This window comes from Kribbella sp. NPDC059898, assembly GCF_042730855.1.
Taxonomy (GTDB): Bacteria; Actinomycetota; Actinomycetes; order Propionibacteriales; family Kribbellaceae; genus Kribbella.
In genome coordinates, this window is the sequence record NZ_JBHWKR010000004.1 from 453,835 (window position 1) to 480,434 (window position 26,600).

A 26,600-nucleotide genomic window follows, 5' to 3' on the forward strand; every position below is an offset into this window, starting at 1 on the left:
GTCAAGGAGGTACTCGTGACGGAGACGGTGAGCCGCCGGCAGCGGGCGGCCGGGACCGAGGCGGCGCTGAAGCAGGCCGCGCGTGACGTCTTCGCCGAGCGCGGCTACCTGAACACGAAGATCACCGACATCACCGCGGCCGCCGGCCGCGCGACGGGGTCGTTCTACAACCACTTCGCGAGCAAGGAAGAACTGCTCGAGGCGCTGCTGCGCGACATGCTCGCCGCCGCGGACGAGGCGGTCGTCGACGTCGCCGGCCACGACGCCGACTTCAGCAAGCGGTCAGCGATCCGCTGGCATGTGGCCGCGTTCTGGCGGTTCTACCAGGCGCATCTGCCGGAGATGATCGCGGTCAAACAGGCCGCGATGCTCGACCCGGAGCTGGGCCGGCGCCTGCAGCAGATCATGGCTGACGACCGCCAGCACATGATCGAGCACTTCTCCCACCTACCGAACCCACCGGCCGATCCGCTGGTCGCGATCTCCGCGATGGACGCCCTCCTGGAGGGCTTCGCCTACACCTGGCTCGTGGTGAACCCGTCGAACGGGCAGACGATCACCGACGAGACAGCGATCGACACGCTCACCGACCTCCTCCACCACGGGTTGACCGGTTAGTCCTCGGGTGGGGCCTCGGCGCCTTCGCGTTCGTCGCGGTCCGCCCACTCGATCAGGGTGTCCAGCGAGAACGGGTGGTCGTCGATCGTCGCGTGCAGGTCGCCGAGCTCGGCGTACCGCTGAGGGACTGTCGCGATCGTGAAGTCCTTCGGGTTCACGTCGTCGACCTCGTCCCAGCGGATCGGGGTCGACACCGTTCCCTCCGGGTTGCCGCGCACCGAGTACGCGCTGGCGATCGTGTGGTCGCGGGCGTTCTGGTTGTAGTCGACGAAGACCAGCCGCGGGTCGCGGTCCTTGCGCCACCACGTCGTCGTCACGTCCTCCGGCGTACGCCGCTCCACCTCGCGCGCGAACGCGAGCGCGGCCCGCCGCACATCCGTGAAGCCGTACGCCGGTTCGACCCGGACGTAGATGTGGATCCCGCTGCCGCCCGAGGTCTTCGGGTAGCCGACCGCGCCGAGCTCGTCGAGCACCTCGTGCACGGTGTGCGCGACCCGGCGGACCCGGTCGAACGGGCAGTCGGGCATCGGGTCCAGGTCGATCCGCCACTCGTCGGGCTTCTCGGTGTCGGCGCGCCGCGAGTTCCACGGGTGGAACTCGACCGTCGACATCTGCACTGCCCACGCCACGTGTGCGATCTCGGTGACGCACAGCTCGTCCGCGGTCCGGTTGTACCGCGGGAACTTCACCCGGACCGTCTCCATCCAGGGCGGCGCGCCGTGCGGCAGCCGCTTCTGGTGCACCTTCTCGCCCGCGACCCCCTCGGGGAACCGGTGCAACATGCACGGCCGTTCCTGGAGCGCGTTGACGATCCCGTCGCCGACCGACAGGTAGTACTTCACCAGGTCGAGCTTGGTCTCCCCGCGGGCAGGGAAGTACACCCGGTCCGGGTTCGAGACGCGGACGGTCCGCTCGCCAACTTCGAGCTCGATCGCCGGAGACTTGGCCGCCATGGTGCCAACCTAACCGGCGCCGGGGACAAACAGCATCAGGCCAGGCGGGTGAGCCAGCCGCGGGTGTCGGGGGTGCGGCCGTACTGCAGGTCGAGCAGCGTGCCGCGGATCTTCGCGGTGACCGGGCCGACGCCGTGGTCGACGGAGTGGTCGCCGATGGTGAGGTCGCCGTCCGGCCAGGCGATGCGGCCGATCGGGGTGATCACCGCGGCCGTGCCGGACGCGAACACCTCGGTGATCTCGCCGGAGCGGACGCCGTCCTTCCACTCGTCGGCGGAGATGCGGCGCTCCTCGACCGGGTGGCCGAGGTCGGCGGCGAGCTCGAGGACCGAGGCGCGGGTGACGCCTTCGAGGATCGAGCCGGACAGCTCCGGCGTGGCGATCCGGCCGTCGGCGTACACGAAGAACATGTTCATGCTGCCGATCTCCTCGAGCCACTTGTGCTCGACGGCGTCGACGAACGCGACCTGCTCACAGCCGTTCGCGACCGCCTCGGCCAGGCCGGCCAGGCTCGACGCGTAGTTGCCGCCGCACTTGGCCGCGCCCGTCCCGCCCGGGGTGGCGCGAATCGTGGAGGTGGTCAGCCAGATCGAGACGGGCTTGGGGCCGGTGTTGAAGTACGGGCCGGCGGGGGAGGCGATGACTCCGAACAGCACCTCGTTGGAAGGCCGGACAGCCAGGGCGGCTTCGGTGGCCATCATGTACGGCCGCAAGTACAGGCTGGTCTCCCCGTCCTCGGCCGAGGGCACCCAGGCTTCGTCAACGGTCACCAACGCACGCAGGGCCGCGACGAACTCCTCTTCCGGCAGCTGAGGCAGTGCCAGCCGCTGGGCGCTCGCAGTGAATCGGGCAGCGTTGCGGTCCGGACGGAAGGCCCAAACCGACCCGTCAGCGTGCCGGTACGCCTTGAGCCCCTCGAAGATCTCCTGCGAGTAGTGGAAGACAGCAGCCGCAGGGCTGAGCGAGAGCGGTGCGTACGCCGTGACCTTCGGGCTGTGCCAGCCACGGTCGGCCGACCAGTTGGCAACCACCATGTGGTCCGTGAAGGACTGCCCGAACGCAGGGTCCTTGAGGACGGCGGCCCGAGCCTCCGCGCTGGCCGGGTCGCTCCGCAGCTCGACCGTGTAGTCCCATGCGTCTGTCACTACCGTTGCCCGCTGTTCGCCTGTCACTCACCGCACGCTACCCCTGCCCTCACCTCCACCTCGACCCGCCGCCCACACTCCGGCCACTCCGCGCCAGCCACCACGTCAGCTCGGCCGACCCGGGCTGCGCCTGTACGACGTGCAGCACGTGCTCGGCAGCGTCGTACACCAAGAAGTCGTGCCACTCGTCCGGTAGCTCCACCAGCACACGCAGGGCCATCGCCAGACCGGCTGCGGGCTCTCCCGCAACCGCCAGGCACTCGGCGAGGCACAGGTCCAGCCGGGCGCGGTCGCCGACCCAGCTCTCCGGGCAGAGCTCCCGTGCGCGCTCCAGCAGAACACAGCCGGCCACGCCGTACCCAAGGAGAGTGCACACCCGTCCCTCGGCCCAGTGCTGCTGGTACGTCGGCGCGAGACCGTCGCCGATGCCGATCAGCTCCTGCAACGCGCTGTGTGCCTCCTGACGCCGGCCGAGCTCAGCCAGGACCAGTGCGCGTGCTGCCCGTGGCAGATAGCTCTGCCGATCAAGGCCGACCGCTTCGTCCGCCAGCGCCAGAAGCTCGGGCAACGCGCGGCGCTCGGCCAGCCCGCAGAGCGTCTCCCTGGCCCGCACGATCCCTCCGTTACCGACACGGTCCGCGGCCGCACGGGCGGCCCACCACCAGCGCCGCGCAGTACTGCGATCGTCCAGCCTCGTCAGCGTCTCCGCGATCAGGGCACTCAGCTCGGCTGCCTCCACACCGTCCGCACCACGGAGCTGACTCACCAGAGCCGGCAGCAGCGCGGCCGGAGGCGTCGTACGGCATTCGCTGAACAGCTCGGGCGGAGCACCGAGTGTCCCGACCAGGCCGCGCCATGCTGCCTCCAACGGGTCGGTCTGCTGTCGTGCCCGGGCAGGCCTCTGCTCAAACGTGGCAGTCAGCCGCCCGGCAGTGCCGAGGTGCTCGTCGCAGAGCCGCGCCAGGTCGGCAGAGCCCGGCCGCTGCCCGCGCTCCACCTGCGACAGATAGCTGTGGTCGTACCCGACCTGTGCCGCCAGTTGCCGCAGGCTCAACCCGGCCGTCTGCCTGCACTGCCGCAGTAGGGAACCGAAAGTCACAGGACCACCCCGTTCGCGCTTCGAGCTCATGTGGTGCGTGCCGGCAAAGCTACAAGCCCTCGCCGACAAAAACCGTTCAAAACAAGGGCATGGGGGCTGTGGGCTGTTCCCACAGCCCACAGCAAACACCTGTTGTCCGCAGTGCGTTCTGGGCAACTCTGAAGAGGTGAACCCGCTGCAGCCCCAGGCCCGCCTCTTCCGTCTGGTCCGCCACACCAACCCCACCGCGATCCTCGCCGAGGGCGTGGAGTGGTCCGACGGCGCAGCCACCCTCCGCTGGCGCGGCCCGTGGCCCAGCACCGCCACCTGGGACGCCGGCATCCCCGCCCTCCTGGCCACCCACGCCCCCGACGCCCGCACCCAGCTCCACTGGACCCCCGCACCCCTACCGCCCCCACCAACGGACCACACCACCCCCACAACCCCCACCGTCTGGCTCCCACCCCCGACCACCGACGGACTGTGTTCTCGCTGCGGGCACGTCTGGCCGTGCTTCACCTGCCTCCAATAGCACGGCAGAAACGTCCGGGAGAGTCTGATCAGCGTGTCGTTGCATCAACGTGCAGTGGGGTTGCAGGCAATGGATTCGAACGATACAAATCTTCCTGACATTGCCGGTGTCGCTCGGGGTGCGCCGGAATCCGCCCAGCTTTGGAGTGTCGATGCGCCGCGCCCGCAGGTTGCTGACGTATGCCCTCGTCCTGTCTCTCCCGGCTTCATTCGGAGTTCCAGTTACTGCTCTTGCGCATCCACCGGAGGCTGTGCAGGTCGCCGTGCCGCAGGTGGCTCGTGCGGCGGTAGGTCCGCTGGCGCCGCCCTTGCCCGCGCGGGTTGCGAAGGCGTCGACGACGTCTTCCGCGGCTGGGAAGCCGACACGGGTGCGGGAGTTGGAGGATCGGCGTACGGAGTCGTCGTCCAGTTACCGGATGTCGGACGGTACGACGCAGGTTGAGTTGTCGACGGAACCTGTGCATTACAAGGATTCCAAGGGCAAGTGGCAGAACGTCGACACGACGGTCACGCCGGGGTCGGGCGACGACTCGTTCGAGAACTCGAAGAACACGTTCCGGACGCGGTTCGGGAAGTTCAGCGATCGGTTGCTGACGTTCGAGGCGGACGGTACGTCGATCGGGCTGGGCGCGGCGGGTGAGAAGCGGCCGTTGACGCCGTTGGTGAAGGATTCGTCGGTGGCGTTCGCGGACGTGTTCGGTACGGCGGACGTGCGGTACTACGTGTCGCGCACGGGCGTGAAGGAGACCGTTGTACTGACGGCTGCTGCCGATGCCGCGGAGGAGTACACGTTCGAGTTGCACACCAGCGGGTTGACGGCGAAGGCGCAGCCGGACGGGTCGATCGGGTTCTTCAAGAAGAACGGTGACACGCGTCCGAAGTATGTGATCCCGGCGCCGAACATGTACGACTCGTCGGCGGCGAACCGGTTGGGACAGCCGGGGTACTCGGAGAAGATCACGCAGACGGTCAGCCAGCAGGGCGGTAAGACGCTGCTGACGCTGAAGCCGGATCAGTCCTGGCTGACGGCCAAGGAGCGGGTGTTCCCGATCGTGATCGACCCGACGATCGTGGTGGTTCCGGATCCGGCGGCCGCGCAGGACACGTCGATCTCCGAGGCGAACGCGTCGACGACGTATGGCACGAACTCGACGATGCTGGTCGGTGATGACGCGTCGCACAACACGTGGCGGAGTCTGGTGAAGTTCGACCTGTCGATGATTCCGGCGAGCACGACGATCCGGTCGGCGGATCTGAACCTGCACTACGGCGGCGGGTTCGGCGGAGACTTCAAACTGCCGTTCTCTGCGGTGAAGGTGACGCAGGACTGGTCGGAGTCGACGGCCACCTGGTCCTCGATGAACACGGCTTTCAACGGGACGTACGCGACCAACATCGTGCAGGTCGACGACCAGGACACCCTGTCGTCGTCGTACGAAGGCTCGTGGAAGGCCCAGTCCAACGCGTCCGCGATCAACGGCTGGTTCTCGTATGCCCCAACCGGCACCACACCGGACACCTTCACCTGGAACGCGCGGGTCCCCAGCGACGGCGACTATCAGGTGCAGGGGCACTACTACCCGAACAGCGTGCGCGGCCAGTTGCCAACCACGCTCGTCGGCGCGACAGCCGACGGTCAGGTGACCTCGCAGAACGTCACCTGGAACCAGACGGCCGGTACGCCGGGCCCGGGCGGTGACTTGTGGTACACGCTGGGCACGATCCATTCGCGTCCGGGCAGCACAACGCAGGTGAAGATCACGCGGCAGCAGTCGCCCCAGGCGTTGACGATCCCGATCGCGGACGCGATGAAGTGGACGAAGTACTCGACGGCGACCAAGCAGGCCGGCGACCGCGACGGCTGGCACTCCTATGGTCTCGGCTCCTACGTCCAGTCGTGGATCAACGGCTCGTCGCCGAACTACGGCGTGATGCTCAAGGCCGTCGACGAGAACCCGGCGACCGCGCCGGCCGGCGGCCTGTACTACTCCGCGAGCGAGGACACCTTCGGTGGGGAAACCGCCGCGCGGCCGAACTTGACGATCACGTACGACGAGCCGGGTGTCACTTTGAACCCGCCGTCGACGATCAACGCCTCTGGGCCGGAGCTGACCTGGAGCAAGTACGTCGACCCGACGCCGGCCGATGACGACGACCTGGTCGAGTACCAGATCTTCCGCGGCTGCCGCGCGCTGCCCGGGAACACGTGTGCCACGCCGGTCGGTGACTATTTCTCGACCACGTCGCCGGCCGCGATGGAGTTGGTCGGGACGGTGCCGCCGGACGTGACGTCGTTCACCGACGACACCGCGAAACCGTCCACTGTGAAGAGCACGGGTGATCCGGATCCGGCGACCTACAACTACTGGGTCGTCGCGCGGCTGGTGGGCGACGGGGCGTCGAACGGCAAGGCCGCCTCGAACGTGCAGACCGTGACCACTCCGCGTGAGGGCCGCATCCTGCAGTCCTTCAGTGGCGACATCACCGGCGGCATCTCCGACACCACGCTGGCCAATGCTTCGCTGTACCAGAACACGAACCTGTCACGCCCGGACGGCGGCACGGGGAACACCCGGTACTGGGTGCAGGTCGGCAACAACCACCCCACGTACGGCGACGAGCGCGGGGTCTTCAAGTTCGACACGTCAGCGATCAAGCAGGGCACGAAGGTCACCGACGCGCGGGTGGAGCTGTACTCGAACTACGGTTCGGGCACCGGCCGGGCGGACTTCGACCTGTTCGGGCTGAACCGGGACTTCGTCGAAACCGAAGCGACCTGGAACCAGGCAACCTCCACGATCAACTGGACCACGCCCGGTGGCGACTATGACTCGTCCGCGCTGCTGGGGTCGGTCCGCCCCGACGGCAACGCGCAACGACTGACCCTCACCTCGGCCGGTCTGCTGACGAAGCTGCAGTCCTGGGTCGAGAATCCGGGCGACAACCACGGCCTGCTGCTGAAGACGCGCAACGAGGCGCCGGACGCGACGGGTCAGCAGTTGGTGTCCATCACGAACGGTGAGTCCCCGGACACGCTGTTCCGGCCGCGGTTGTGGATCGAGCATCTGGCGAAGAACCAGGCCGAGACCTATCAGGCCGACGAGATTCCTGAGCGGTTCAACCCGAATACCGATGTCACGACTCCTGTCACGGTGACGAACACGACGAACCAGGCGTGGCCGTCGACCCTGCAGTTGTCGTATCGGTGGGCAACTCCGAGCAACACCCCGAATTGGGACGACCTGACGGTGCCCAGCGGCCGGAACTTCGTGCCGCTGGGCAAGGCGTTGGCGCCGGGTGAATCGGTGGTGCTTCAGCTTCCGATCCACGTCCCGATCAACTCCGACAGCGGCACGAAGCGGCAGGCCTACCACCTGTACCTCGACTTGTGGACCGGCACCGCCTGGTACTCCAAGACGAACCCCCCGTCAGCGAACACAACGATGCCGTCGCAGGGTTGCGCGGTGGTGATCTCGGGCCTGGTGTGCGTGGACCGGTATGTCGAGGACCCGACCTCGAACAAGCTCGGGCTGGAGAAGTACCTGTCCTACGCCGGCGAGGAGACAGGTGGCGGCTCACAACTGCTGACCAACCTCTACAACGGCAACGTCGTGTGGTCGTACGACGCATTGTCGAACCCGTCGATCGGTCCGTCCGCGTTCGTCCGGCTGGCCTACAACTCCCTGGACGGCCTTGATGCCGGCGCCGGGTACGGGGTGTCGGTGCAGGCGGCGACGCTGGCCAGGGTGGGTAGCGGTCTGTTGGTCAACAACAGCAACGTGGTGTCGTTCATCGACGGTGATGGTACGACGCAGTTCTACCGGGTCGCCACGGATACCACGCAGGAGACGACGTATACCCGGCCGGCCGGTGTCGCTCTTGACTTGCGCCGTGACAAGACTGCGGACGACGCGCATGGGTGGGTGTTCACCCGTCCGGACGGCACCCGGTTCTACTTCAACTCCGCCACCGGCCGGCAGTCCTCGGTCGTGGATCGCAACGGCAACACGATGTCGTACAGCTACAACGCCAACGGCCAGCTGGTGGCGGTCACCGACGCCCGTAACCGGCAGGTGCTGAGGCTTGGTTGGGACACGGCCGGCCTGGTGTGGATCCGTGACATCTCTCACCGGGCCTTGAAGTTCAGCTACAACGGCTCGCACCAGCTGACCAAGCTCGAGGACGGCGGCGACTTCGACGAGGCGACGGCAACGTTCGGTGTAGGTGCGCCGGTCAAGGCGTTCCAGCTCGCCTACAACTCGACCTCGACCAACGGCAACGCGAAGCTGATCTCGGTCAAGGACCCGCGTACAGCGGAGACGAAGATCGACTATTTCACGTCGACGGAGAACTCAAGGCTCGCGGGCTGGGCCAAGAAGTACACCGACCGGCGAGGCAACGACACAACGTTCGACTACACCGATCCGAACTCGTCGCCGGCCAAGGACCTCGTCGCGACCGTCACCGACCTCAACGGGACGACACCGTCGGTGACGACGTACCGGGTCGATGTCTTCGGCCGCACGACCAGCATCATCGACGCGAACCAGAACGCTATCGGTGGCACTAAATCCACGTTGCTGGCCTGGGACAAGGACCACAACGTCATCCGGTTGCAGGAGCCGAACGGTGCGGTGTCGACCTGGGAGTACGACCCGGACACCGGCTATCCGCTCATCGTGAAGGACGCGATGGCGGTCAAGAACAACCTGCCAGGTGTGCTGCTGACCTACCAGAAGCTGGCGACCGGTGCTAAGCCGACCGTGCTGATGTCGAAGACGAGCGCCGCCGGACGGTCGAACACCTTCACCTACGACGCCAACGGCAACGTCAAGACGGTGAAGAACGGCCTCGGTTTCGGGCCGGCCTACGAGTACAACGCGGACGGCACGCTGGCCAAGGCGACCGATGCCCGGTCGAACGCGACGCAGTACACGACGTACGACGCCAGCGGCTTCCCGACCGCGATCGTCGATCCGCTGCTTGCGGAGACCGACTTCACCTACGACGTCCGCGGCAACGTGCTGCAGGTCAAGGACGCGCAGCAGCGGTTGACGACGGCGGAGTACGACGCGTTCGGCCGCCCGGCCAAGGTCACCACGCCCTATGACGGGACCGTGGTGCGGACCACGGCGACCGACTACGACCTGAACGACAACGTCACCAAGGAGACCGCGCCGAACGGTGCGGAGTCGGTGTCCACGTTCGACGCCGCCGACAACCTGCTGACCAAGACGTTGCCGGACAACAACACGACCGGCCGGCAGCTGGCCTACACCTACGACGTGCTCGGCCGGAAGGTCACCGAGACCGCGCCCAAGGGCGTCACCACCACGGCCGACCCGAACGACTTCGTCACGAAGTACACCTACGACCGGATCGGTCAGGTTCTGAAGGTCGAGACCCCGTTCGTCGACAACGGCGTCACGAAGACGCCGACCACGACCTACGAGTACGACGAGGTCGGCAACCAGACCACGGTGATCGACCCGTTGCGCAACGCATCGCCCGCAACGGACTACACCACCAAGACGGTTTACGACCTGAACCACCGTCCCACCGCTGTCACCGATGCGGCCGGCTACACCAACAAGACGGTGTACGACGCCGACAGTCTGGTCACCGCGGAGATCAACCAGACCGGTCACACGAAGACGACCAAGTACGACGAGGTCGGCCGGCCGATCGAGGTCAGCGTCCCGCACACCGCGATCGGCGGTCACCAGGAACAGTGGGTCACCAAGTCGGCGTACGACGAGGTCGGCAACGTCACTCGTCAGACCCGGCCGAGTGGTCTGTACTCCGAGACCGTGTACGACAAGAACAACCGGCCGATCCAGAACAAGTCCGCCTTCGACACCGCCAGCACGCTGTACAAGACGCCATCGAGCACGTTCATCCAGTACTACCCGACCGGAGAGATCAAGGCCCAGTCCGAGCCGACCTTTGGGTCGTCGGGTGCGCAGTGGACGAACTTCACCTACTACGGCTCAGGTGACATCAAGACTTCCACGGACCCGTGGCAGATCACCGCGACCTACGGCTACAACCAGCTGGGCCAGCAGACCGACCGTACGCTGACCGTGCCCGGCGATGACGCGAAGCGCACGCAGGCGTGGGGTTACTACCCCGACGGCGCCCTGCAGGCCCGGTCTGACACCGCAGCGCAGCAGCCGGTCGACATCGTCGACAACGCCGACACCTGGCAGACGACGTCGACCGGTACATGGACACCTGTCGCCGGCGGTACCAACACCCAAGGCGCCAACTACCTGACCCACGCAGCAGCAACAGGCTCGACGGACACGTTCAGCTGGCGGGTCCTGCCCGATGTCGCGGGCTCGTTCGACGTGTATGCCTCCTGCCCGGTCGCCACCGACGCAACCACCGCGGCGACGTACACGATCAACCACTCCACCGGGTCCGCGACCAAGACCGTCGACCAGAAGGCCTGCACCGCAGCCACCCCGTGGGTCAACCTGGGCAACTACAGCTTCCCGAACGGCGTCGCGAAGACCATCACCTTGGCGCCGTCGGCGACGGGTGTGGTGTCCGCGGACGCGATCAAGCTGGTCTCGAGCAACCCTGTCGACAACCGGTCGTTCACCTACAACTACGACCAGAACGGTCAGCAGACCGAGGTCAAGGACAACAACCCCAACGCCGCCACCGACACCTACAAGGTCACTACCGACGGCCTGGGCCGCACGTCGAAGGTCGAGGAGCTGAAGGGCGCGACGAGCAAGGCGACCACGGACTACACCTACGACCTCGACTCCAACGTCCTGTCGACCAATGCCCAGCGGCCGGCGGACGCGAACACCGTCGGCGTGTCGCGCTACACCGGCTACACGTGGGACGTCCGCAACCTGGTCGACACCGTCAAGGCCGGCTCGGCGTCAACGAGCACGGACACCTGGTCCTACACCTACGACCCGCGTGGTTGGCGCTCCACCATCACCAAACCCAACGGCAACGTTGCTTCGTTCACGTATCACGAGGACGGCCTGCAGCGGATCCTGTCCGAGAAGACCAGCGGCAGCAAGCTCGTCTCGTCTCACTCGCTGTACTACAACCTCGACGGCGACCGCTCACTCGACGTCGAGAAGGTCCTGCAAGCGAACTCGTCGGCGTATCTGGACCAGGCCTCGGCCGACACCTACACGCCGGCCCGGCAGCTCGCGGCGGTCACGAAGACGGGTGTCGAGAAGGGCGATAACGAGGCGTACGAGTACGACGCGGCCGGCAACACCACCAAACAAACTATCGGCGCCACCACGTCGACCATGACCTACGACCGCAACCGCCTCACCAAAACGGTCACCGGGTCGACGACGGTGAATCAGCGCTACGACGTGTTCGGTCGCGCGACCACGTCGGATGTGGGCGCGCAGGTGGTGGAGCAGAACGCCTACGACGGCTACGACCGCCTGACCCGCCAGCAAAAGTTCGACACGACTGGCACGCCGACGTTCACCCGCAACCAGACCTACGACCCGTTCGACCGCGTGGTCAACCAGTCCGAAAAGGTCGGCACCGCGGCGTCGATCTCGACCCGGTACACGTTCGTCGGCCTCGCGAACCAGGTCACCGCCGAGGAAGAGCTCGACTCCACCAGCACCTGGAAGACCTCCAAGTCGTACTCGTACGGCGCGTCCGGGGAGAACCTGTCCCTGGTCGACTCCCCAATCAACGGCACCACGTCGAAGAAGTCGTACTACGGCACCAACCCCCACGGCGACGTCGAAACCCTCACCGACGCCACCACCGGCACCACCACCTCGACCTACCGCTACACCGCCTACGGCCAGCCGGACAAGATCGGCACCACCGGCGACGACAAGATCACCGGCACCGCGACCGATGACGCCGACATCGTCAACCCCTACCGGTTCAACTCCGCCCGCTTCGACGGCGCGACCGGCACCTACGACATGGGCTTCCGCGAGTACAACCCGGGCCTGAACCGGTTCCTGACCCGCGACATGTTCAACGGGGCCCTCCAAGACCTGTCACTCGGCACCGACCCCTGGAACACCAACCGGTACATGTTCGGCGGCGGCAACCCCATCAGCCGCATCGAGTTGAACGGTCATCTGAACTCTGATGAGGGCACCGGGGGCACGTCGTCGACCGGGTGGACCGGTCTGCCGATCACGACATCGAGCGAAGACCACAATGCGCAGGTCAAGGAGACCTGGAAGAACATCGGCGCCGGCACGGTGCAAGGTGTCCTGGAACTCGGCGAGAACACAGTCGCCGGACCGGTGACACCGAGCTTGCTGCACAAGACCACCGGGCTCCCTTTGGCGAGCCAGGTCTACCGCAACATGATCGAGGGCCGCGCCGGTGTGGACACCAACAGCCGCGCCTACGAAGTCGGCCGCATCTTCGGGCCTATGGTCATCCCCACCGGTGGCGCAGTCGGCGTCGGTGTAAGACTCGGCGAGAAAGGCGGCGTCGTCGCGGCCGAAAAGGTCGCTGGCAACGTCATCGACGGGGCTGCAGAAGGTGTGAGGGCAGTACCGGATCCACGACCCGTGCTAAAGCCGTCCGGCGCTCCCGATCGGTCAAGTGCCGTATACGTCAGTGTCAGGCGGGCGGATGGCACAATCGAGACTGTTGGATCGCGGCGAGGAGGCGTCCATGCTGAGGATGCTGCTCAGGCGGTCGAACCAGGCGGGCAGATGAGTCGACCGTTTGGATGGCGTCGCGATGCCGCGACAGGCCAGGTGACTTGGCAACCGATCAACGTGTGCGTGGTCTGCCAGCCGAAGTACCCACCGTCCTTGTTTCCTGCAGGCACGCAGGGCGACACGGGCGGGGCGTGGGACCAATTACTGAGGAGCGGGAATTGAGCGTCGCAGATGTGGTCATCGGAGCGGTGGACTGGTCGAGGTATCTGCTGCTCGACGGTCCGGCGACTCGATTCGGTCAGCAGTTGACCGAGTTCATCGCCGACGGACGGCCGAGTGAGAGGCAGCGACTCTGGGAGATGGTGGAGAACCATGTCTTCGTGCAGGATGACATCGTCAGCGCAGCTGAACCCACTATCTCGGTGTTGTTGGCGTCTCTGATCGACGAACGTCCCGAGAATGTCCGTGTCGCAATTCTCGATCTGCTCTTTCACTTGGTGCAGGCCGCGAGCTACCGCGATGACGAGTTCGGGACACGATGCCTTGAGGAAGCGGCCGCGGGCGGATGGTTACTTGTGCGTGAGGCTGTGTTTGGCCCGGCGGCCTTCACTGAGGCGTGCCTGGAAGTTCTAGATATCATTTCGCCGGAATGTGCGCGGTTCGTTAGATCGGATTCACGAGGCATGCCCGGTCGGCGTGTAGGGGACCAGGATTCCTGAAGCTGTCCTGGGCGAAAGCAGTTGAGCTCCCGGGTGCAGAAGCCTGGGATATTGTTCATGGTCGCTAATGAAAACGTTGGCGGATGGCTGCCGGCACGATGAAGGTGATAGTCCGCGAATACCACGCTGCCCGCCTTCGGGACTTGTGCAGTGCCTGGCCAAGGGAGTCTGAAAAGGTCGGCACCGCGCAGTCGATCACCACCCGGTACACGTTCGTCGGGCTAGCGAACCAGGTCACCGCCGAGGAAGAGGAGGACACGGCTGGGACGTGGAAGACGTCCAAGTCGTACTCGTACGGCGCCGGCGGCGACAACCTGTCGCTGGTCGACTCCCCGGTGAACGGGACCACGTCGAAGAAGTCGTTCTATGGCACCAACCCGCATGGCGACGTCGAAACCCTGACCGATTCGACCGGCTCCACCACCTCGACCTACCGCTACACGGCCTACGGCCAGCCGGACAACGTCGGTACGACGGGTGACGACAAGATCACCGGCACCGCGACCGATGACGCCGACATCGTCAACCCCTACCGGTTCAACTCCGCCCGTTTCAACGGCGCCACCGGCACCTACGACATGGGCTTCCGCGAGTACAACCCCGGCCTGAACCGGTTCCTCACCCGCGACATGTTCAACGGCGCACTGTCCGACCTGTCGCTCGGTTCTGATCCGTGGAACACCAACCGGTACATGTTCGGTGGCGGCAACCCCATCAGCCGCATCGAACTCAACGGCCACATGAACGCCCTCGACTCCAGCGGCGGCGGAGGATTCACGACTGAGAACCTCCAACGCTGCGGCACAGGCTGCACCCTGGACGGCGCCACCCCAGTCGGCGCAAGAGAAGATTCGGTCACCAAGGCGACCAACAACTTCCTGAGCGGAGCAGTCAGCGGAACCATCAAGACCGTTGAAGCCGTGGAACAAGGCCCGCTGGCGCCGATCTACCACGTGCTCGGAGGCGGCGGGCTCGGCACGGCCTACGACGACTTCGCCGCGAAGAACGGAGCAGACACCGACTCCAAGTCCTACACGGCAGGCGAAATTGTCGGCATCCCCATTCCTGGAGCCGGCCTAGGGCGTACCGGCGCCAAGGTGGTGGAGGCCGGGGTGAGCGAGGCGGCATCCTAGGCATTGCCGAAGGTGCTATCAAAGGTAGCGCCGAAGTTGCTCGGTGAGGCGTGCAGGGTGAACAGTTTCACTGGCGACACGCGCGTGCAGATGGCCGATGGGTCGAGTAAGGCGATCAAAGACGTCGCCCTCGGTGACATGGTCGTTGCCACGGATCCAGTCACTGGCGTTACAGCGTCCAAGAAGGTGATCGACCTCATCAGACACGATGGCGTTCACACGATGGTCGCGATACGGCTATCGAACGGGAGCACGATCGACGCGACCGACAAGCACCCGTTCTGGGTAACGAACCGCGGCGTATGGGTCTACGCGATCGACTTACGGCCGGGAGACCAACTCCGCAGCACCGACGGTGACGCTGTTACGGTCTTGGGCAGCACGATCAGTACTAAAGATCTGACGGCGTACAACCTCACCGTCGCGACATCCGCACGTACTATGTGCTCGCCGAGGATGCTCCAGTTTTGGTGCACAACTGTGGAAAGAATCAGGGAGTCTATATCTTCGATGACTTGGCCAATCCGGGGATGGCATATGTTGGAAAGATGAACAACTTTGCTCGGCAATTATTGGAGCACGTAAGTAAGGGTCGCATCGATGATCCCAAGGATGCTATCTGCATTCATGTATGCGGTTCGAATGACGACCTCTTTCGAGCTGAATATATCTTCAAATCGGGACTGGAGAAGATGAACGTCCCGCTCAGCAATGAACTTGAGTCGCCTGGGAAGGTTATTTACAATGCGCGCCAATGGATTCAGCAGAGACTCTTCTAGTCAAGAGAATATGTGGGCCATTGTTGGCCGCGGTGATGTCTCATCGGAGCAGGCCGTCGAGCTCCGGCTTGAGGAGGTGCGGACCGCGCTTGAGACGCTTCCAGAGTCGCGACTTGCTACCTTCCAGCGCTGGCTCGCAGCGAGACTATTCGATATCGACCGGAGGGCCTACGCGGAAGTCCCTGCGAGACTTTCGGACGGCTCGGTGATGGACCAATCGGCTGACTTCTTTCTTTATGCTCGATGCGCCTGCGTCCTTTCCGGCGAAGAACGGTGGACAGAGATGCTTGAAGGGAATGCATCCTTCTCGGCGTTCACATCAACGGCTAGTCAGGGAGCAGAATCTCTGCTGTATCTTGCGCTTGATGTTTCAGAGGAACGCTTCGGTCGAACCGTCGGGGCGACGGATGGTCCGTCTTACGAATCCGGCTCCAACTCCGGCTGGTGGTAGTCGGCAGGATCTGCGGAATTGAGCGTCGGCGGGTCCGGGCTCGGTAGGGAGCGCATACCGTCGACCGTGAGCGCTGCGCCTAGGCTGGGCCTCAGCCTGCCGCGATCATTCTTTCGGAGACCATAGTGCTTGTCCGCCCTGCTAATCTACTGCGCTTGGTTGCTGCCAGGGGCTCTTGTTACGGGGGTGCTGGCCGGTGTGACCTGTTCTCCGGTCGGCCCGTACCTGACATCGTTCGGGTTGCGCGGCGACCTGAACGGCTCGCGATTGTGCTTGGCTGATGAGATGACGGCGGCAGATGAGGCGACACGGTTGAAGTCTGCGCGTGGGTTCCGCGCGGAGTTGGACTATCTGCTGCCGGAAGGTTCTGCCGAGGTGGGTCCGCGGGTTGTGGATTGGTTCACGGCGGCGGCAAAACAACTTGCGGGAGAGTTCATTGCCGAGTTCCCAGCGAAGGGTTTGGTGTCGAAGGGGCCGCATGATCCGACGGGTGGGCCGTTTGGACCGGTTGGCTCGCGATGGTGTTCGTTACTGGTGATCGGGCAGGGGGAGCGGCGGTTGTCGAAGTCGCTGCGCGCGTGGTCGCCGAAGAATTGGGAGCGGTTCTTGTCGCATGCCACGGAGGTGTCTGTGGAGATGTCGGCGAAGTTCTCGACCCTGAACAGGTTCGGACATGCAGGAGTCCCGAGTCTGACGATATCGGCTTACCGGCAACGTCCGCCGGAAGCGCGGCAGTGGTTACGACTGGACGCTACGTACACCGTTGGCACGCTGGGTGACACCGATCCGATCCCAGACGAGGTACCTGAGTCGTGGCGAGAGTTTCTGCTCACGCAGGCCGACCGGTGGCCGGCTGTGTTCGGGTTCCTTGCCGATGACACGAGCGGTGCCGGGACGCGCACACCCCTTGAGGTCTCGAGGGCGACTTTCCCGGAGGAGACGTTGCCGTTGTCGGACTCGCAGGTTCGGGGCTACTCGTGGCTGACGGTCACGTCGGCGGGCGTTCTGCAGCGGCTGGGCGGCATTAATGCGGTTCGTACGAGTGGGGCGTTCGCGAACGCGGTCGAGTTGGCGTCGGGTGGTGCTGTGTTGCAGGCGACCCCGCGGTTGTCGGAGTACGAGGGCCAAGCGGTCCGCCGGGTGTTCGAGGCGCTGGCGCCGGTGCTGCCCACAGATGCGCCTTGGCCCGATGCGTTCAACCGGTTCAAACTCGTCTACGAGGCCCCGCGCCGATAGCTTCCCGCGGTCGATCGCGAACTGTTGAACAGGCTCCTCGGCGTTGAGCGTGGGCGAGGCGCTCGTCAAGCGGAGCGGGCCGGAGGCGCAAGAAGCCCGGTGTCCCCGCATTGATCGACACGATCCCCGGCCGTTGCTGTGCGTTCATCCGCCGTTCCATCACCAGGTCGCGGACCAGCCGCCCACCGAGACTGGACCAGTCGAGTTCAGGCGGGATGATGGCGCCCTGCTGACTGTGGACGCCAGTGCCGACTGGACGCTGGATCTATCCAGTCGGCCATGGTCCGATCCCTACGCCAGCGTGTCTGCGAGAGAGCCGAAGGCGCTAGCGCAAGAGGCTGGCTCTGGCAGGAGGCGCCGGTCGTCTCCACTGGGACCTAGCTGACGGAGCGGCGGCGCAGCCTGCATGCAGGACCTGTTTTCCGTGAGGGCGTTGACCGTTGCCAGCGCTGACTGAAGGCTCGCGACTAATGGCCTCGACGACTTCCCAAGCGGTCGAAGCTCGTTGCAGTGCAGGGAGTTTGTTGGCTGTCCGTTGTCGTACCGGTGCGTAGGGTTTCGGTCTGGGCCGTTTTGGTCTCGGATGGGCAACGGAATCACCGCAAAGGGGTTTTGTTCCTTACTCTTCCGCGGGGGAAACCTGTCACCGTCGCCTGTTCCCTGGGGGAATGAATGTTTCGCAAGCTGCTCGTAGCAGCCCTTGCTCTGGTTGTGGCCGCTGTTGTGGTCGTGTTCGTTGATCGGGCCGCTGACGCGGCTGCGGCGGATGTTTCGGTTACCGCGACGCAGGCGACCACCGGGACCACAACGCTGACCTTCCGTGCGACCGTCGTGAAGGCCGGCGCCATCCGTGAGGTCACGATGGCGATCCCGGCCGGCAGCACCGGCCGCATTACCTCGATCAACGGCACTGTCAGTTCGGTGACCTCGACGGTACTGCGTTGGCGGCCGGCGCGGGCCACCAGTGTTGCGGTCGGTGCTCGGCTGGCGATCCCGCTGTACGGGCTCAAGTTGCCGGCCGGTGGTCCGTGGACCCTGGGTTTCAAGTCGATGGGTACGGCGAACCAGGTGATCACGTCCGGTGCGGGCGTCCTGCAGCCGATCCGCACGTACACGCCGCAGGTTGCGGTGGTCGCGTCGAACCCGATCCCGGGCCAGACGACGAACCTCGTCTACCAGGCCACGATCACCCGCGCCGGAACGCTGGCCGCCGTACGGATGCAGCTGCCGACCGACGCGACCGGCCCATACACGACCGTCAACGGCACGCTCGCCGTCAGCGGCGGGTTCGCGACGTGGACGCCGAAGGCGCCGATCAACGTCGCGGCCGGGGCCCGGCTCGGGATCCCGGTGAACGGCGTCAAGCTGTCGCGGTTCGGCGGGACGATGAGCCTGAACGTACAGGCGACGACGTCGACCGGCACCCTGCTGACGTCGGGCTCCACCAACGTCACGTACATCGCGCCGCCGGCCGAGATGCCGGCGCTGGCCGAGGATGCGGTTGCCGGGCCGGCCGCGGGCTGTCCGACGACTTGGCCGACCATGAGCGCCGAGAACGCCCAGGCCGGTACGGCCGACTGGGTGATCTCGACGGCCGCGAGCTCCGATCTGGCGGCCTACCTGACCAAGGTTTCGGCGGCCTGCGGCGACACCGTCGACCTGAAGGTCACCTCCGGCAACAACGTCAGCGTCGTCGCGTACCGGATGGGGTACTACGCCGGCCTCGGCGCGCGAGAAATCTGGCGGCAGGACAACGTACCGACCGTGGTGCAGCCGAAGGCGACCATCGGCGGTACGACGGCCGACGGCAAGCCGCTGAACATGGTGTCGGCGGCGGATTGGACCAAGACGCTCAGCATCCCGATCGACAAGGACTGGGCGCCGGGCACGTATCTGATCAAGATCAGCGACGGCGTCCAGGCGACGTACGCACCTCTGACCGTCCGGGACGACACCGGGACGAAGCACGCCTTGCTGATCCAGCAGGCGACCGCGACCTGGGCGGCGTACAACGCGTACGGCGGCCGGAACTTCTACACCAGTGTCACGACCGGCTCTGGTCGGCTCAGCTTCGACCGTCCGTACGACGAGGGCCAGGGCTCCGGCCAGTACCTCACCCTCGAGCAGGGCCTCATCTTCTGGGCCGAGTCGAAGGGCCTGGACGTCACGTACTGGACCGACAACGACCTCGACCAGTACGGCGGTCAGTTGAAGGACCGCGCCGGTACGTTGTTCCTGCCCGGCCACGACGAGTACTACTCGCTGCGGATGCGGGCCGCGATCAGTCAGGCGATCGCCCGCGGCGTCAACGTCGCCAACCTCGGCGCGAACACGGCGTACCGGCAGATCACCTTCACCGACGAGACGCGCCGCGCGTGGGACATCGACCGGTACACCGACGGCTACAACTCGACGACCTGGCGGTACCAGGGCGATGCGTACGCGTCGCAGCCGCTGCTGGGTGCGGACTACATCTGCGCGGTGACCGCCGGCGATCTGACGACGACGAGCGGCTGGTTCTTCAACGGCGTCCCGACTGGAACCAAGCTCAAAGGCTTCATCGCCGGTGAGGTCGACGACGTCTGGCCGGCGCTCTACAAGCAGCCAGGGCAGACCACCGTGGCCAGCGGGAACGCGACTTGCCACACGAACGGTCGCCTCGCGCCGATGGAAACGACCGTCTACACGGCCCCGTCCGGTGCGCGCGTGCTGAACGGGTCGACGTTCGCGTACGGCTGCTTCCTGGTGGCCCGCTGCCCGTCGAACTGGAACGTGACGGTCGACGCCCCAACGCAGCAGGCAGTCGCGACCATCGTCGGCAACCTCACCCAGTGGGTGTCGCGTGGCACCATCGCCGTACCGTCCGGCACGACGGCCGCGAAGGTGCGAGTGGCAGTACCGAAGTACAAGCTGGAGACCTCCCCGCAGGGCTGAGTCAGTTGAACGGCGGGTATCCGACGGCGTCGGGTACCCGCCGTTGGTGTGTGTTGACGTGGAGTTATGGAAGGTCTCTACTTAATGGGAGTGCAGGCCGGGCGACGGCTGCGCCGCCCCGGCAGCCGTGCACGACGCGGTGCCATAGGCCGCCCCTCGCACCCGGTTCGTGTGTCAGCCCCTCGCGGACCGGGTGTGGGCCTGTGGATTACCGATCCCTGTTTGTAGGCATCCGCTGGTATGAAGGAGGCATGACAGCGTCAACGACCCGCGCGGTGATCCTCACCGTGGACGACGATCCCGGCGTTTCCCGGTCGATAGCCCGTGACCTCCGCCGCCGGTACGGCGAGGACAACCGCATCGTCCGGGCGGAGAGCCCGGCGCAGGCGCTCGACGCGCTGAAGGAGCTGAAGCTGCGCGGCGAGCCGGTCGCGCTGCTGCTGGCCGACTACCGGATGCCGCAGATGTCCGGCATCGAGTTCCTCGAGGCCGCGATGGACCTGTTCCCGCTGGCCCGCCGGGTGCTGCTGACGGCGTACGCCGACACCGACGCCGCGATCCAGGCGATCAACGTGGTCGACCTGGACCACTACCTGCTGAAGCCGTGGAACCCGCCGGAGGAGAAGCTGTACCCGGTGGTCGACGCGATGCTCGACCTGTGGAGGGCGACCCCGGAGCCGTCCGGCGACGAGACCCGGGTGATCGGCCACCGCTGGTCGGCGCCGTCGTTCGCGGCCCGCGACTTCCTCGCCCGGAACGCCGTGCCGTACCGCTGGCTGAACGTCGACGACGACGAGGCCAGGCGACTCCTGGACGCGGCCGACGTCGACGGTACGACGCTGCCGGTCGTGATCACGCCCGACGCCAGCGTGATGGTCGCGCCGTCCGAGGCCGAGCTGGCCGAGAAGGTCGGGCTGACCACCGCGCCCACCCAGGACTTCTACGACCTGGTCGTGGTCGGCGGCGGACCGGCCGGCCTCGGGGCCGCGGTGTACGGCGCCAGCGAAGGCCTCCGGACCGTCCTGGTCGAGCAGTTGGCGACCGGCGGCCAGGCCGGGCAGTCGAGCCGGATCGAGAACTACCTTGGCTTCCCGGACGGGGTGTCCGGCGCGCAGCTGACCGACCGGGCGCGGCGGCAGGCGGTCCGGTTCGGGGCCGAGCTGCTGACGACCCGTCAGGTGGTCGGGCTGGAGACGCTCGGGAACGCCCGTCGCCTCCGGTTCGCGGACGGCAGCGAGATCTCGGCGCATTCGGTGATCCTCGCGACCGGGGTCTCGTACCGGACGCTCCAGGCGCCCGGCGTCGACGACCTGTGCGGCCGCGGCATCTACTACGGATCGGCCACCACCGAGGGTCCGGCGTGTGCCGGTGCCGAGGTCTACATCATCGGCGGGGCGAACTCGGCCGGCCAGGCCGCGGTCTATTTCTCCAGGCATGCGAAGCGTGTGCATATGCTGGTGAGGGGACCATCGCTCACCGCGACGATGTCGTCGTACCTCATCGATCAGATCGACGCGATCGACAACATCGAGGTGCACACCTGCACGCAGGTCGTTTCCTGTCTGGGCTCGGAGCACCTGGAACACCTCACCCTGCTGAACAGCGAGACCGGGGAGAAGCGCGAGGTGGACACGGAATGGATGTTCGTGTTCATCGGCGCGGCGCCGCGGACGGACTGGCTGCCCGGTGACCTGCTCCGCGACGAGCGCGGCTTCGTCCTCACCGGACCGGACCTGCACGGCAGACCGCCGGGCTGGGTGCTGGAGCGGGAGCCGTACCACCTCGAGACGAGCATGCCGGGCGTGTTCGCCGCCGGCGACGTACGGGCCGAGTCGGTGAAGCGGGTCGCGTCGGCGGTCGGCGACGGGGCGATGGCCGTGACACTGGTGCACCGATACCTGGAGATGCTCTGATGACTGACCAAGCTCCTGCGCCGCGGCGGCTGACTCCCGACGAGCTGCGCACGCTGTTCCTCTTCGAGAGCCTGAACGACGAGCAGTTGCAGTGGCTGTCCGAGGCGGGGTACGTCGAGGAGGTCCACGACGGGATCGTCTTCAACGAGGGGGACGAGGCGACCTGTTGCTACGTCCTGCTGACCGGTGAGATCCGGCTCTGCAAGCTCTCGCACGGCGAGCTCGTGGAGATCAACCGGACCGGCCAGCGCGGGGTGTACTCGGGCGCCTTCAATGCGTTCTTCGGCGCCAACGACCACAAGTCGTATACCGCGACCATGCAGGTGACGCAGCCGTCGGAGTTCTTCGTGATCGGCGCCGAGACGATGGCGACGATGATGAACACCTGGTTCCCGATGGCGGTGCACCTGATCGAGGGCTTCGTGATGGGGATGCGGCGGACCAACGAGACGCTGGGGGAGCGCGAGCGGCTGCTCGCCCTCGGCTCGTTGTCGGCGGGGCTGACCCACGAGCTGAACAACCCCGCGGCCGCGGCGGTCCGGGCCGCGGCGACGCTGCGGCAGCGGGTCTCCGGGATGCGGTCGAAGCTCGCGATGCTCGCCGACGGCACGCTCGACGCGACCAAGCTGCACCAGATCGTCGCGCTCCAGGACGACGCGGTCGAGCGGCTGGAGAAGAACAAGGACAAGGACCTGCCGCCGCTGGAGCTGTCGGACCGCGAGGACACGCTCACCGACTGGCTGGACGACCACGACGTGCAGGCCAGCTGGGACGTCGCGCCGGTGCTGGCGCAGGCCGGCCTCGACGTGCCGTGGATGGAGGAGGTGCTGACGGCGGTCGGCCCGAAGTACCTCGAAGGCGCCGTCCGGTGGCTGATGTACACGATCGACACCGAGTCGCTGATGAACGAGATCGACGACTCGGTCACCCGGATCTCCACCCTCGTCGGTGCCGCCAAGCAGTACTCGCAGATCGACCGGGCGCCGTACCAGACCGTGGATCTGCGTGAGCTGCTCAAGTCGACGCTGGTGATGATGTCGGGCAAGCTCCAGGGGTACCAGGTCGTGAAGGACTTCGATCCTGAGCTGCCGGCGATCCCGGCGTACGCCGCGGAGCTCAACCAGGTGTGGACGAACATCATCGACAACGCGGTCAGCGCGATGGGCGGATCCGGGACGCTGACGCTGCGGACCCGGCGGGACGGTGCGTACGCCGTGGTCGAGATCGGCGACACCGGTCCGGGGATCCCCGACGAGATCCGGCGGCGGATCTTCGAGCCGTTCTTCACCACGAAGCCGATCGGCGAGGGGACCGGCCTCGGCCTGGACATCTCTTGGCGGATCGTGGTCAAGAAGCACCACGGCGACCTCCGGGTGGAGTCCGAGCCGGGCCGCACGGTCTTCAAGATCGTCCTCCCGCTCGAGCCCGAGCGAGAGCTTGAGTCCGACCCCGCACTACTTGCTTAGGGCAACCAGTCCACGATGGTGGTGACGACTGCCGGGTCCAGGTTTCCGGGGGCCTGGTAGTCGGCCGGTGTGGACGGGCCGGTGCCGCGGAAGAACACGTGGTTGTCCTCGTCGAAGACCTTGATCGTGGCGTCGGGGAGGCCGGCGCGCCAGCCGGCGAGGTCGTCGGCGACCGAGACCTGGTAGTCGCGACCGCCTTGCAGGACGAGGATCGGTACGTCGAGTTTGGCGGCCGTGGCGACCGGGTCGTACGCGCGCTGGTCCAGCCAGAACGACGCCGGCATACCGAACGGCAGGTCCGACGCCCGGGTGTCCGCGGTGACCGTATCGGCCGTGATCGCCTGGCGTTCGAAGAGTTCGACGGTTCCGGGTGGGACGGCTTCGGGCATCGTCTGGGCGAGGTAGCGCATGACGCGCACAGCGCCGTACTGCATCGGCTGGGTGTCGCCCGCCATGATCACGACGCCCGCCACCAGCGGTTCCTCGGTGGCGATCTTCGGGGCGACCTTGCCACCCATGCTGTGCCCGACGAGGAAGACCTGGCCGACGTGTTCGGCGAGTAGCCGTACGGCGGCGATCCCGTGCGGGACGTACTCCGATGTCATTGTGTAGCCGGGCGCCGCCATCGCCTCGGGGCGGTTCGCGGTGATCTTGTCGAAGCGCAGTACCGCGATGCCCTGCGTCGCCAGGCCCCACGCGAGATCCTTCAGCGGCTTGTTCGGTCCGCTGGTCTCGTCGCGGTCCCACGGGCCGCCGCCGGTCAGCAGGACGACGCCGCGGCCGGTCGGTTCCGCGGGCAGGGTCAGGGTGCCGGGGACGGTACGGCCGGCGGCGTCGAGGGTGATGTCGCGTTCGGTGAAGGTGGCCGGGTCGGCGTACGGCGGGGGAGTCCAGGCGGTCATCGCTCTACCTTTCTCATGGTTTGAGAAAGGTAGCACGACGTGAGATCGTTGCGCCATGGGTCCGTTGGAACTGCTGGCACATCCGGTGCGGTTGCGGATCGTGCACGCGTTGCGCGGCGGCCGCGAACTGACGACCGGTGAGCTCGGTGAGCGGGTCGCGGACGTGTCGAAGGCGACGCTGTACCGGCACGTCGAGTTGCTCGCCGACGGCGGGATCCTCGAGGTGGCGGAGGAACGGCGGGTGCGCGGCGCGGTCGAGCGGCGGTTCCGGCTGCGTTCGGAGCGGGCGTCGATCACGCCCGAACAGCTCGCCGAGTTGACGGTCGAGGACCACCGGCGCGGGTTCGCGACGGCGATGGCGGCGCTGCTGGCGGAGTTCACGGCGTACACCGAACGCGACGGGGCGGACCCGATCGCCGACCTGGTCGGCTACCGGCAGCACGGAGTCTGGCTCACCGACGCCGAGCTCCACCAGCTGATCGAGGGCCTGCGCGCCGCGATCCTGCCGATGCTGTCGAACGAGGCGACGCCGGATCGCTCCCGTTATCTCCTCAGCCCGATCCTGTTTCCGGCCGCGGATCAGTAGAGCTGGGCGTCCAGGATCTCCGGGCGGTTGCGGGCCTCGATGGACTCCAGCGATTCGCCGCGGCGCCACAGGGCCTGGGCGATCTCGGCATACGGGCGTACCAGGGTCGGCGTCCAACTGGAGGGCTTCCAGATCTTCGAGCGGGCGAACGCCTTGGCGCAGTGGAAGAAGACCTCCTCGACCTGTACGACGAGGGCCAGGCGCGGGCGGTGCGACCGGACGACCATGTCGTCGAAGAACGGCCCGTCGGTGACGATCCGGGCGCGGCCGTTGACCCGCAGGGTTTCGGGGCGGCCGGGGATCAGGAAGACCAGGCCGGCGTGCGGGTTCTCGATGATGTTGCGGAAGCCGTCCATCCGGCGGTTGCCGGAGCGTTCCGGGATCGCGAGGGTGGTCTCGTCGAGGACCTTCACGAAGCCGGGCGGGTCGCCCGTCGGGGAGACGTCGCAGCTCCCGTCCAGCGAGGACGTGGCGACGAAGACCAGCGGTGATCCGCCGATCCATTCCCGGTGTACGTCGTGCAGCCGCGGCTCGACCTTGTCGCGGACGATCGGGTCCGGCGTACCGAATCCCTCCAGCTCGGCAACGCTTTGTACCGCGGGCAGCTCGTCCCACCTGCTCAACGCACACCTCCGCACTCGACCATCTCGTGCGTACTAAGACGTTCCGGCTCCTCAAGTTGTGACATGCAACTTGGCGGCGAGGAAGGCGAGGATCTCGTCCCGGGCCCGCACCGTCGGGTGGCCGGCCTGGTCGACGAGGTGCGCGGTCACGACGCTGTGCGCGCACCCCACGACGTCGCGGAAGAACGGCGGCGGTTCCGGATTCGCGACCTCCGCGGGCAGGACCCGTCCGACGAACGCGTCACCCAGCAACCGCTGGTACGCCGCGAACCGCCGGCCGGTGCACCATCGATCGCCCTCGAACCGATACGCCAGTACCTGCAGGTCTTCGCGCCGGAACCGGGCCGCGAGCGCCGCCGCGTCGGCGGCCGAGAGTTCGAGCTCGCCCGGGGCGTCCAGCGGAAGGGACGGGTGGTTGACGACCGGCGCGATCACCGCCGGTTCGAGGGCCATCGTGAGGGCGAAGTTGCCGGTGAAGCACAGCCCGATCGCTCCTACCCCGGGTCCACCGGCTTCGGCGAGCGCGATCCGGGCGAGACCGCGGAGCCAGCTGCTGACCGGGCTCGTGCCACCGCCGGCGAAGGCGCGGAACTCGGCGCTCACACAGGCCCGCCGGACGATCTCCTCGCCCTCCGAGGCCGTCGGGTACGCGCCGTCGACCCCGAACAGCGACGGCACGAACACGGTGAAGCCGGCGTCGCGGACCCACCGCGCGAGCCGCGCGACGTCGGGGCTGATGCCGGGCATCTCCGGCATCACGACGACGGCCGGTCCGGTCCCGGTGACGTGCACCGTCTTGGCGACGCCGTCGACCTCCACAACTCGATGGGCGAAGTCTTCGAGGCGATCGTCACATGTCATGACCCGAGACTGTCCGCAGCGCACGACGACGACCAC

At 66.5% G+C, this 26,600-nt stretch carries 18 protein-coding genes; 12 read left to right on the forward strand and 6 right to left on the reverse strand.

The genetic code is table 11. From position 1 onward, the window contains the following. Window positions 1–15 precede the first annotated feature (15 nt). Complete coding sequence (locus tag ACFV9C_RS16215; protein WP_380194319.1) at window positions 16–618, forward strand: TetR/AcrR family transcriptional regulator; 603 nt, start codon at window positions 16–18, stop codon at window positions 616–618. Here the strand turns inward: ACFV9C_RS16215 and ligD are convergent. Genes ligD through ACFV9C_RS16230 form a run of 3 tightly spaced genes read right to left on the reverse strand, consistent with a single transcriptional unit; the run spans window position 615 to window position 3,815 of the window. Continuing rightward, window positions 615–1,571 (reverse strand): non-homologous end-joining DNA ligase, encoded by a 957-nt coding sequence (gene ligD, locus ACFV9C_RS16220; RefSeq protein ID WP_380194321.1) that lies wholly within the window; start codon window positions 1,569–1,571, stop codon window positions 615–617. The genes ACFV9C_RS16215 and ligD overlap by 4 nt on opposite strands. Window positions 1,572–1,606: 35 nt before the next feature. Beyond that, entirely contained in the window at window positions 1,607–2,716 is a 1,110-nt protein-coding gene (locus ACFV9C_RS16225) for a branched-chain amino acid aminotransferase (RefSeq protein WP_380194323.1), read from the reverse strand. Between the two features lie 49 nt (window positions 2,717–2,765). After that, window positions 2,766–3,815, reverse strand: coding sequence for a helix-turn-helix domain-containing protein (locus ACFV9C_RS16230; RefSeq protein ID WP_380194325.1), 1,050 nt, complete (start codon window positions 3,813–3,815; stop codon window positions 2,766–2,768). Window positions 3,816–3,981: 166 nt separating this feature from the next. On the opposite strand from ACFV9C_RS16230, the gene ACFV9C_RS16235 reads away from it, so the two are divergent. The 10 genes from ACFV9C_RS16235 (at window position 3,982) to ACFV9C_RS16280 (ending at window position 23,592) form a co-directional block, all read left to right on the forward strand. Beyond that, window positions 3,982–4,326 carry a hypothetical protein gene (locus ACFV9C_RS16235; RefSeq protein WP_380194327.1) on the forward strand — a complete coding sequence of 115 codons (345 nt, stop codon included), beginning with the start codon at window positions 3,982–3,984 and terminating at the stop codon, window positions 4,324–4,326. A gap of 367 nt (window positions 4,327–4,693) precedes the next feature. Next, window positions 4,694–13,183: a DNRLRE domain-containing protein gene (locus tag ACFV9C_RS16240; protein ID WP_380194329.1), complete on the forward strand. Its 8,490-nt coding sequence runs from the start codon at window positions 4,694–4,696 to the stop codon at window positions 13,181–13,183. Then, on the forward strand, window positions 13,180–13,680 hold the full coding sequence (locus tag ACFV9C_RS16245; RefSeq protein ID WP_380194331.1) for a hypothetical protein: 501 nt from the start codon (window positions 13,180–13,182) through the stop codon (window positions 13,678–13,680). Before ACFV9C_RS16240 ends, ACFV9C_RS16245 begins: the two co-directional genes overlap by 4 nt. Window positions 13,681–13,763: 83 nt before the next feature. Beyond that, window positions 13,764–14,813: an RHS repeat-associated core domain-containing protein gene (locus ACFV9C_RS16250; RefSeq protein WP_380194333.1), complete on the forward strand. Its 1,050-nt coding sequence runs from the start codon at window positions 13,764–13,766 to the stop codon at window positions 14,811–14,813. A gap of 90 nt (window positions 14,814–14,903) precedes the next feature. After that, a complete protein-coding gene (locus ACFV9C_RS16255; RefSeq protein WP_380194591.1) occupies window positions 14,904–15,365 on the forward strand; it encodes a Hint domain-containing protein in 462 nt (153 codons plus the stop codon). Window positions 15,366–15,602: 237 nt separating this feature from the next. Continuing rightward, a complete protein-coding gene (locus tag ACFV9C_RS16260) occupies window positions 15,603–16,043 on the forward strand; it encodes a DUF4240 domain-containing protein (protein WP_380194335.1) in 441 nt (146 codons plus the stop codon). A gap of 186 nt (window positions 16,044–16,229) precedes the next feature. Then, window positions 16,230–17,279: a hypothetical protein gene (locus tag ACFV9C_RS16265; protein WP_380194337.1), complete on the forward strand. Its 1,050-nt coding sequence runs from the start codon at window positions 16,230–16,232 to the stop codon at window positions 17,277–17,279. Between the two features lie 711 nt (window positions 17,280–17,990). After that, complete coding sequence (locus tag ACFV9C_RS16270; protein WP_380194339.1) at window positions 17,991–20,213, forward strand: N,N-dimethylformamidase beta subunit family domain-containing protein; 2,223 nt, start codon at window positions 17,991–17,993, stop codon at window positions 20,211–20,213. Window positions 20,214–20,464: 251 nt separating this feature from the next. Beyond that, window positions 20,465–22,126: an FAD-dependent oxidoreductase gene (locus ACFV9C_RS16275; protein WP_380194341.1), complete on the forward strand. Its 1,662-nt coding sequence runs from the start codon at window positions 20,465–20,467 to the stop codon at window positions 22,124–22,126. Continuing rightward, complete coding sequence (locus ACFV9C_RS16280) at window positions 22,126–23,592, forward strand: ATP-binding protein (protein WP_380194343.1); 1,467 nt, start codon at window positions 22,126–22,128, stop codon at window positions 23,590–23,592. The genes ACFV9C_RS16275 and ACFV9C_RS16280 overlap by 1 nt, the downstream gene beginning before the upstream one ends. Here the strand turns inward: ACFV9C_RS16280 and ACFV9C_RS16285 are convergent. After that, on the reverse strand, window positions 23,589–24,494 hold the full coding sequence (locus tag ACFV9C_RS16285) for an alpha/beta hydrolase family protein (protein WP_380194345.1): 906 nt from the start codon (window positions 24,492–24,494) through the stop codon (window positions 23,589–23,591). The two genes, ACFV9C_RS16280 and ACFV9C_RS16285, sit on opposite strands and share 4 nt — an antisense overlap. 55 nt (window positions 24,495–24,549) lie before the next feature. On the opposite strand from ACFV9C_RS16285, the gene ACFV9C_RS16290 reads away from it, so the two are divergent. Next, window positions 24,550–25,080: a helix-turn-helix domain-containing protein gene (locus ACFV9C_RS16290; RefSeq protein ID WP_380194347.1), complete on the forward strand. Its 531-nt coding sequence runs from the start codon at window positions 24,550–24,552 to the stop codon at window positions 25,078–25,080. Here ACFV9C_RS16290 and ACFV9C_RS16295 read toward each other — a convergent pair. Together ACFV9C_RS16295 and ACFV9C_RS16300 are read right to left on the reverse strand one after the other, a co-directional pair. Beyond that, the gene (locus ACFV9C_RS16295) at window positions 25,074–25,703 is read right to left on the reverse strand and encodes an MSMEG_1061 family FMN-dependent PPOX-type flavoprotein (protein ID WP_380194349.1); all 630 of its coding nucleotides are present in this window, start codon (window positions 25,701–25,703) and stop codon (window positions 25,074–25,076) included. The two genes, ACFV9C_RS16290 and ACFV9C_RS16295, sit on opposite strands and share 7 nt — an antisense overlap. Window positions 25,704–25,754: 51 nt before the next feature. Next, on the reverse strand, window positions 25,755–26,564 hold the full coding sequence (locus tag ACFV9C_RS16300) for a dienelactone hydrolase family protein (RefSeq protein WP_380194351.1): 810 nt from the start codon (window positions 26,562–26,564) through the stop codon (window positions 25,755–25,757). Window positions 26,565–26,600: the final 36 nt, after the last annotated feature.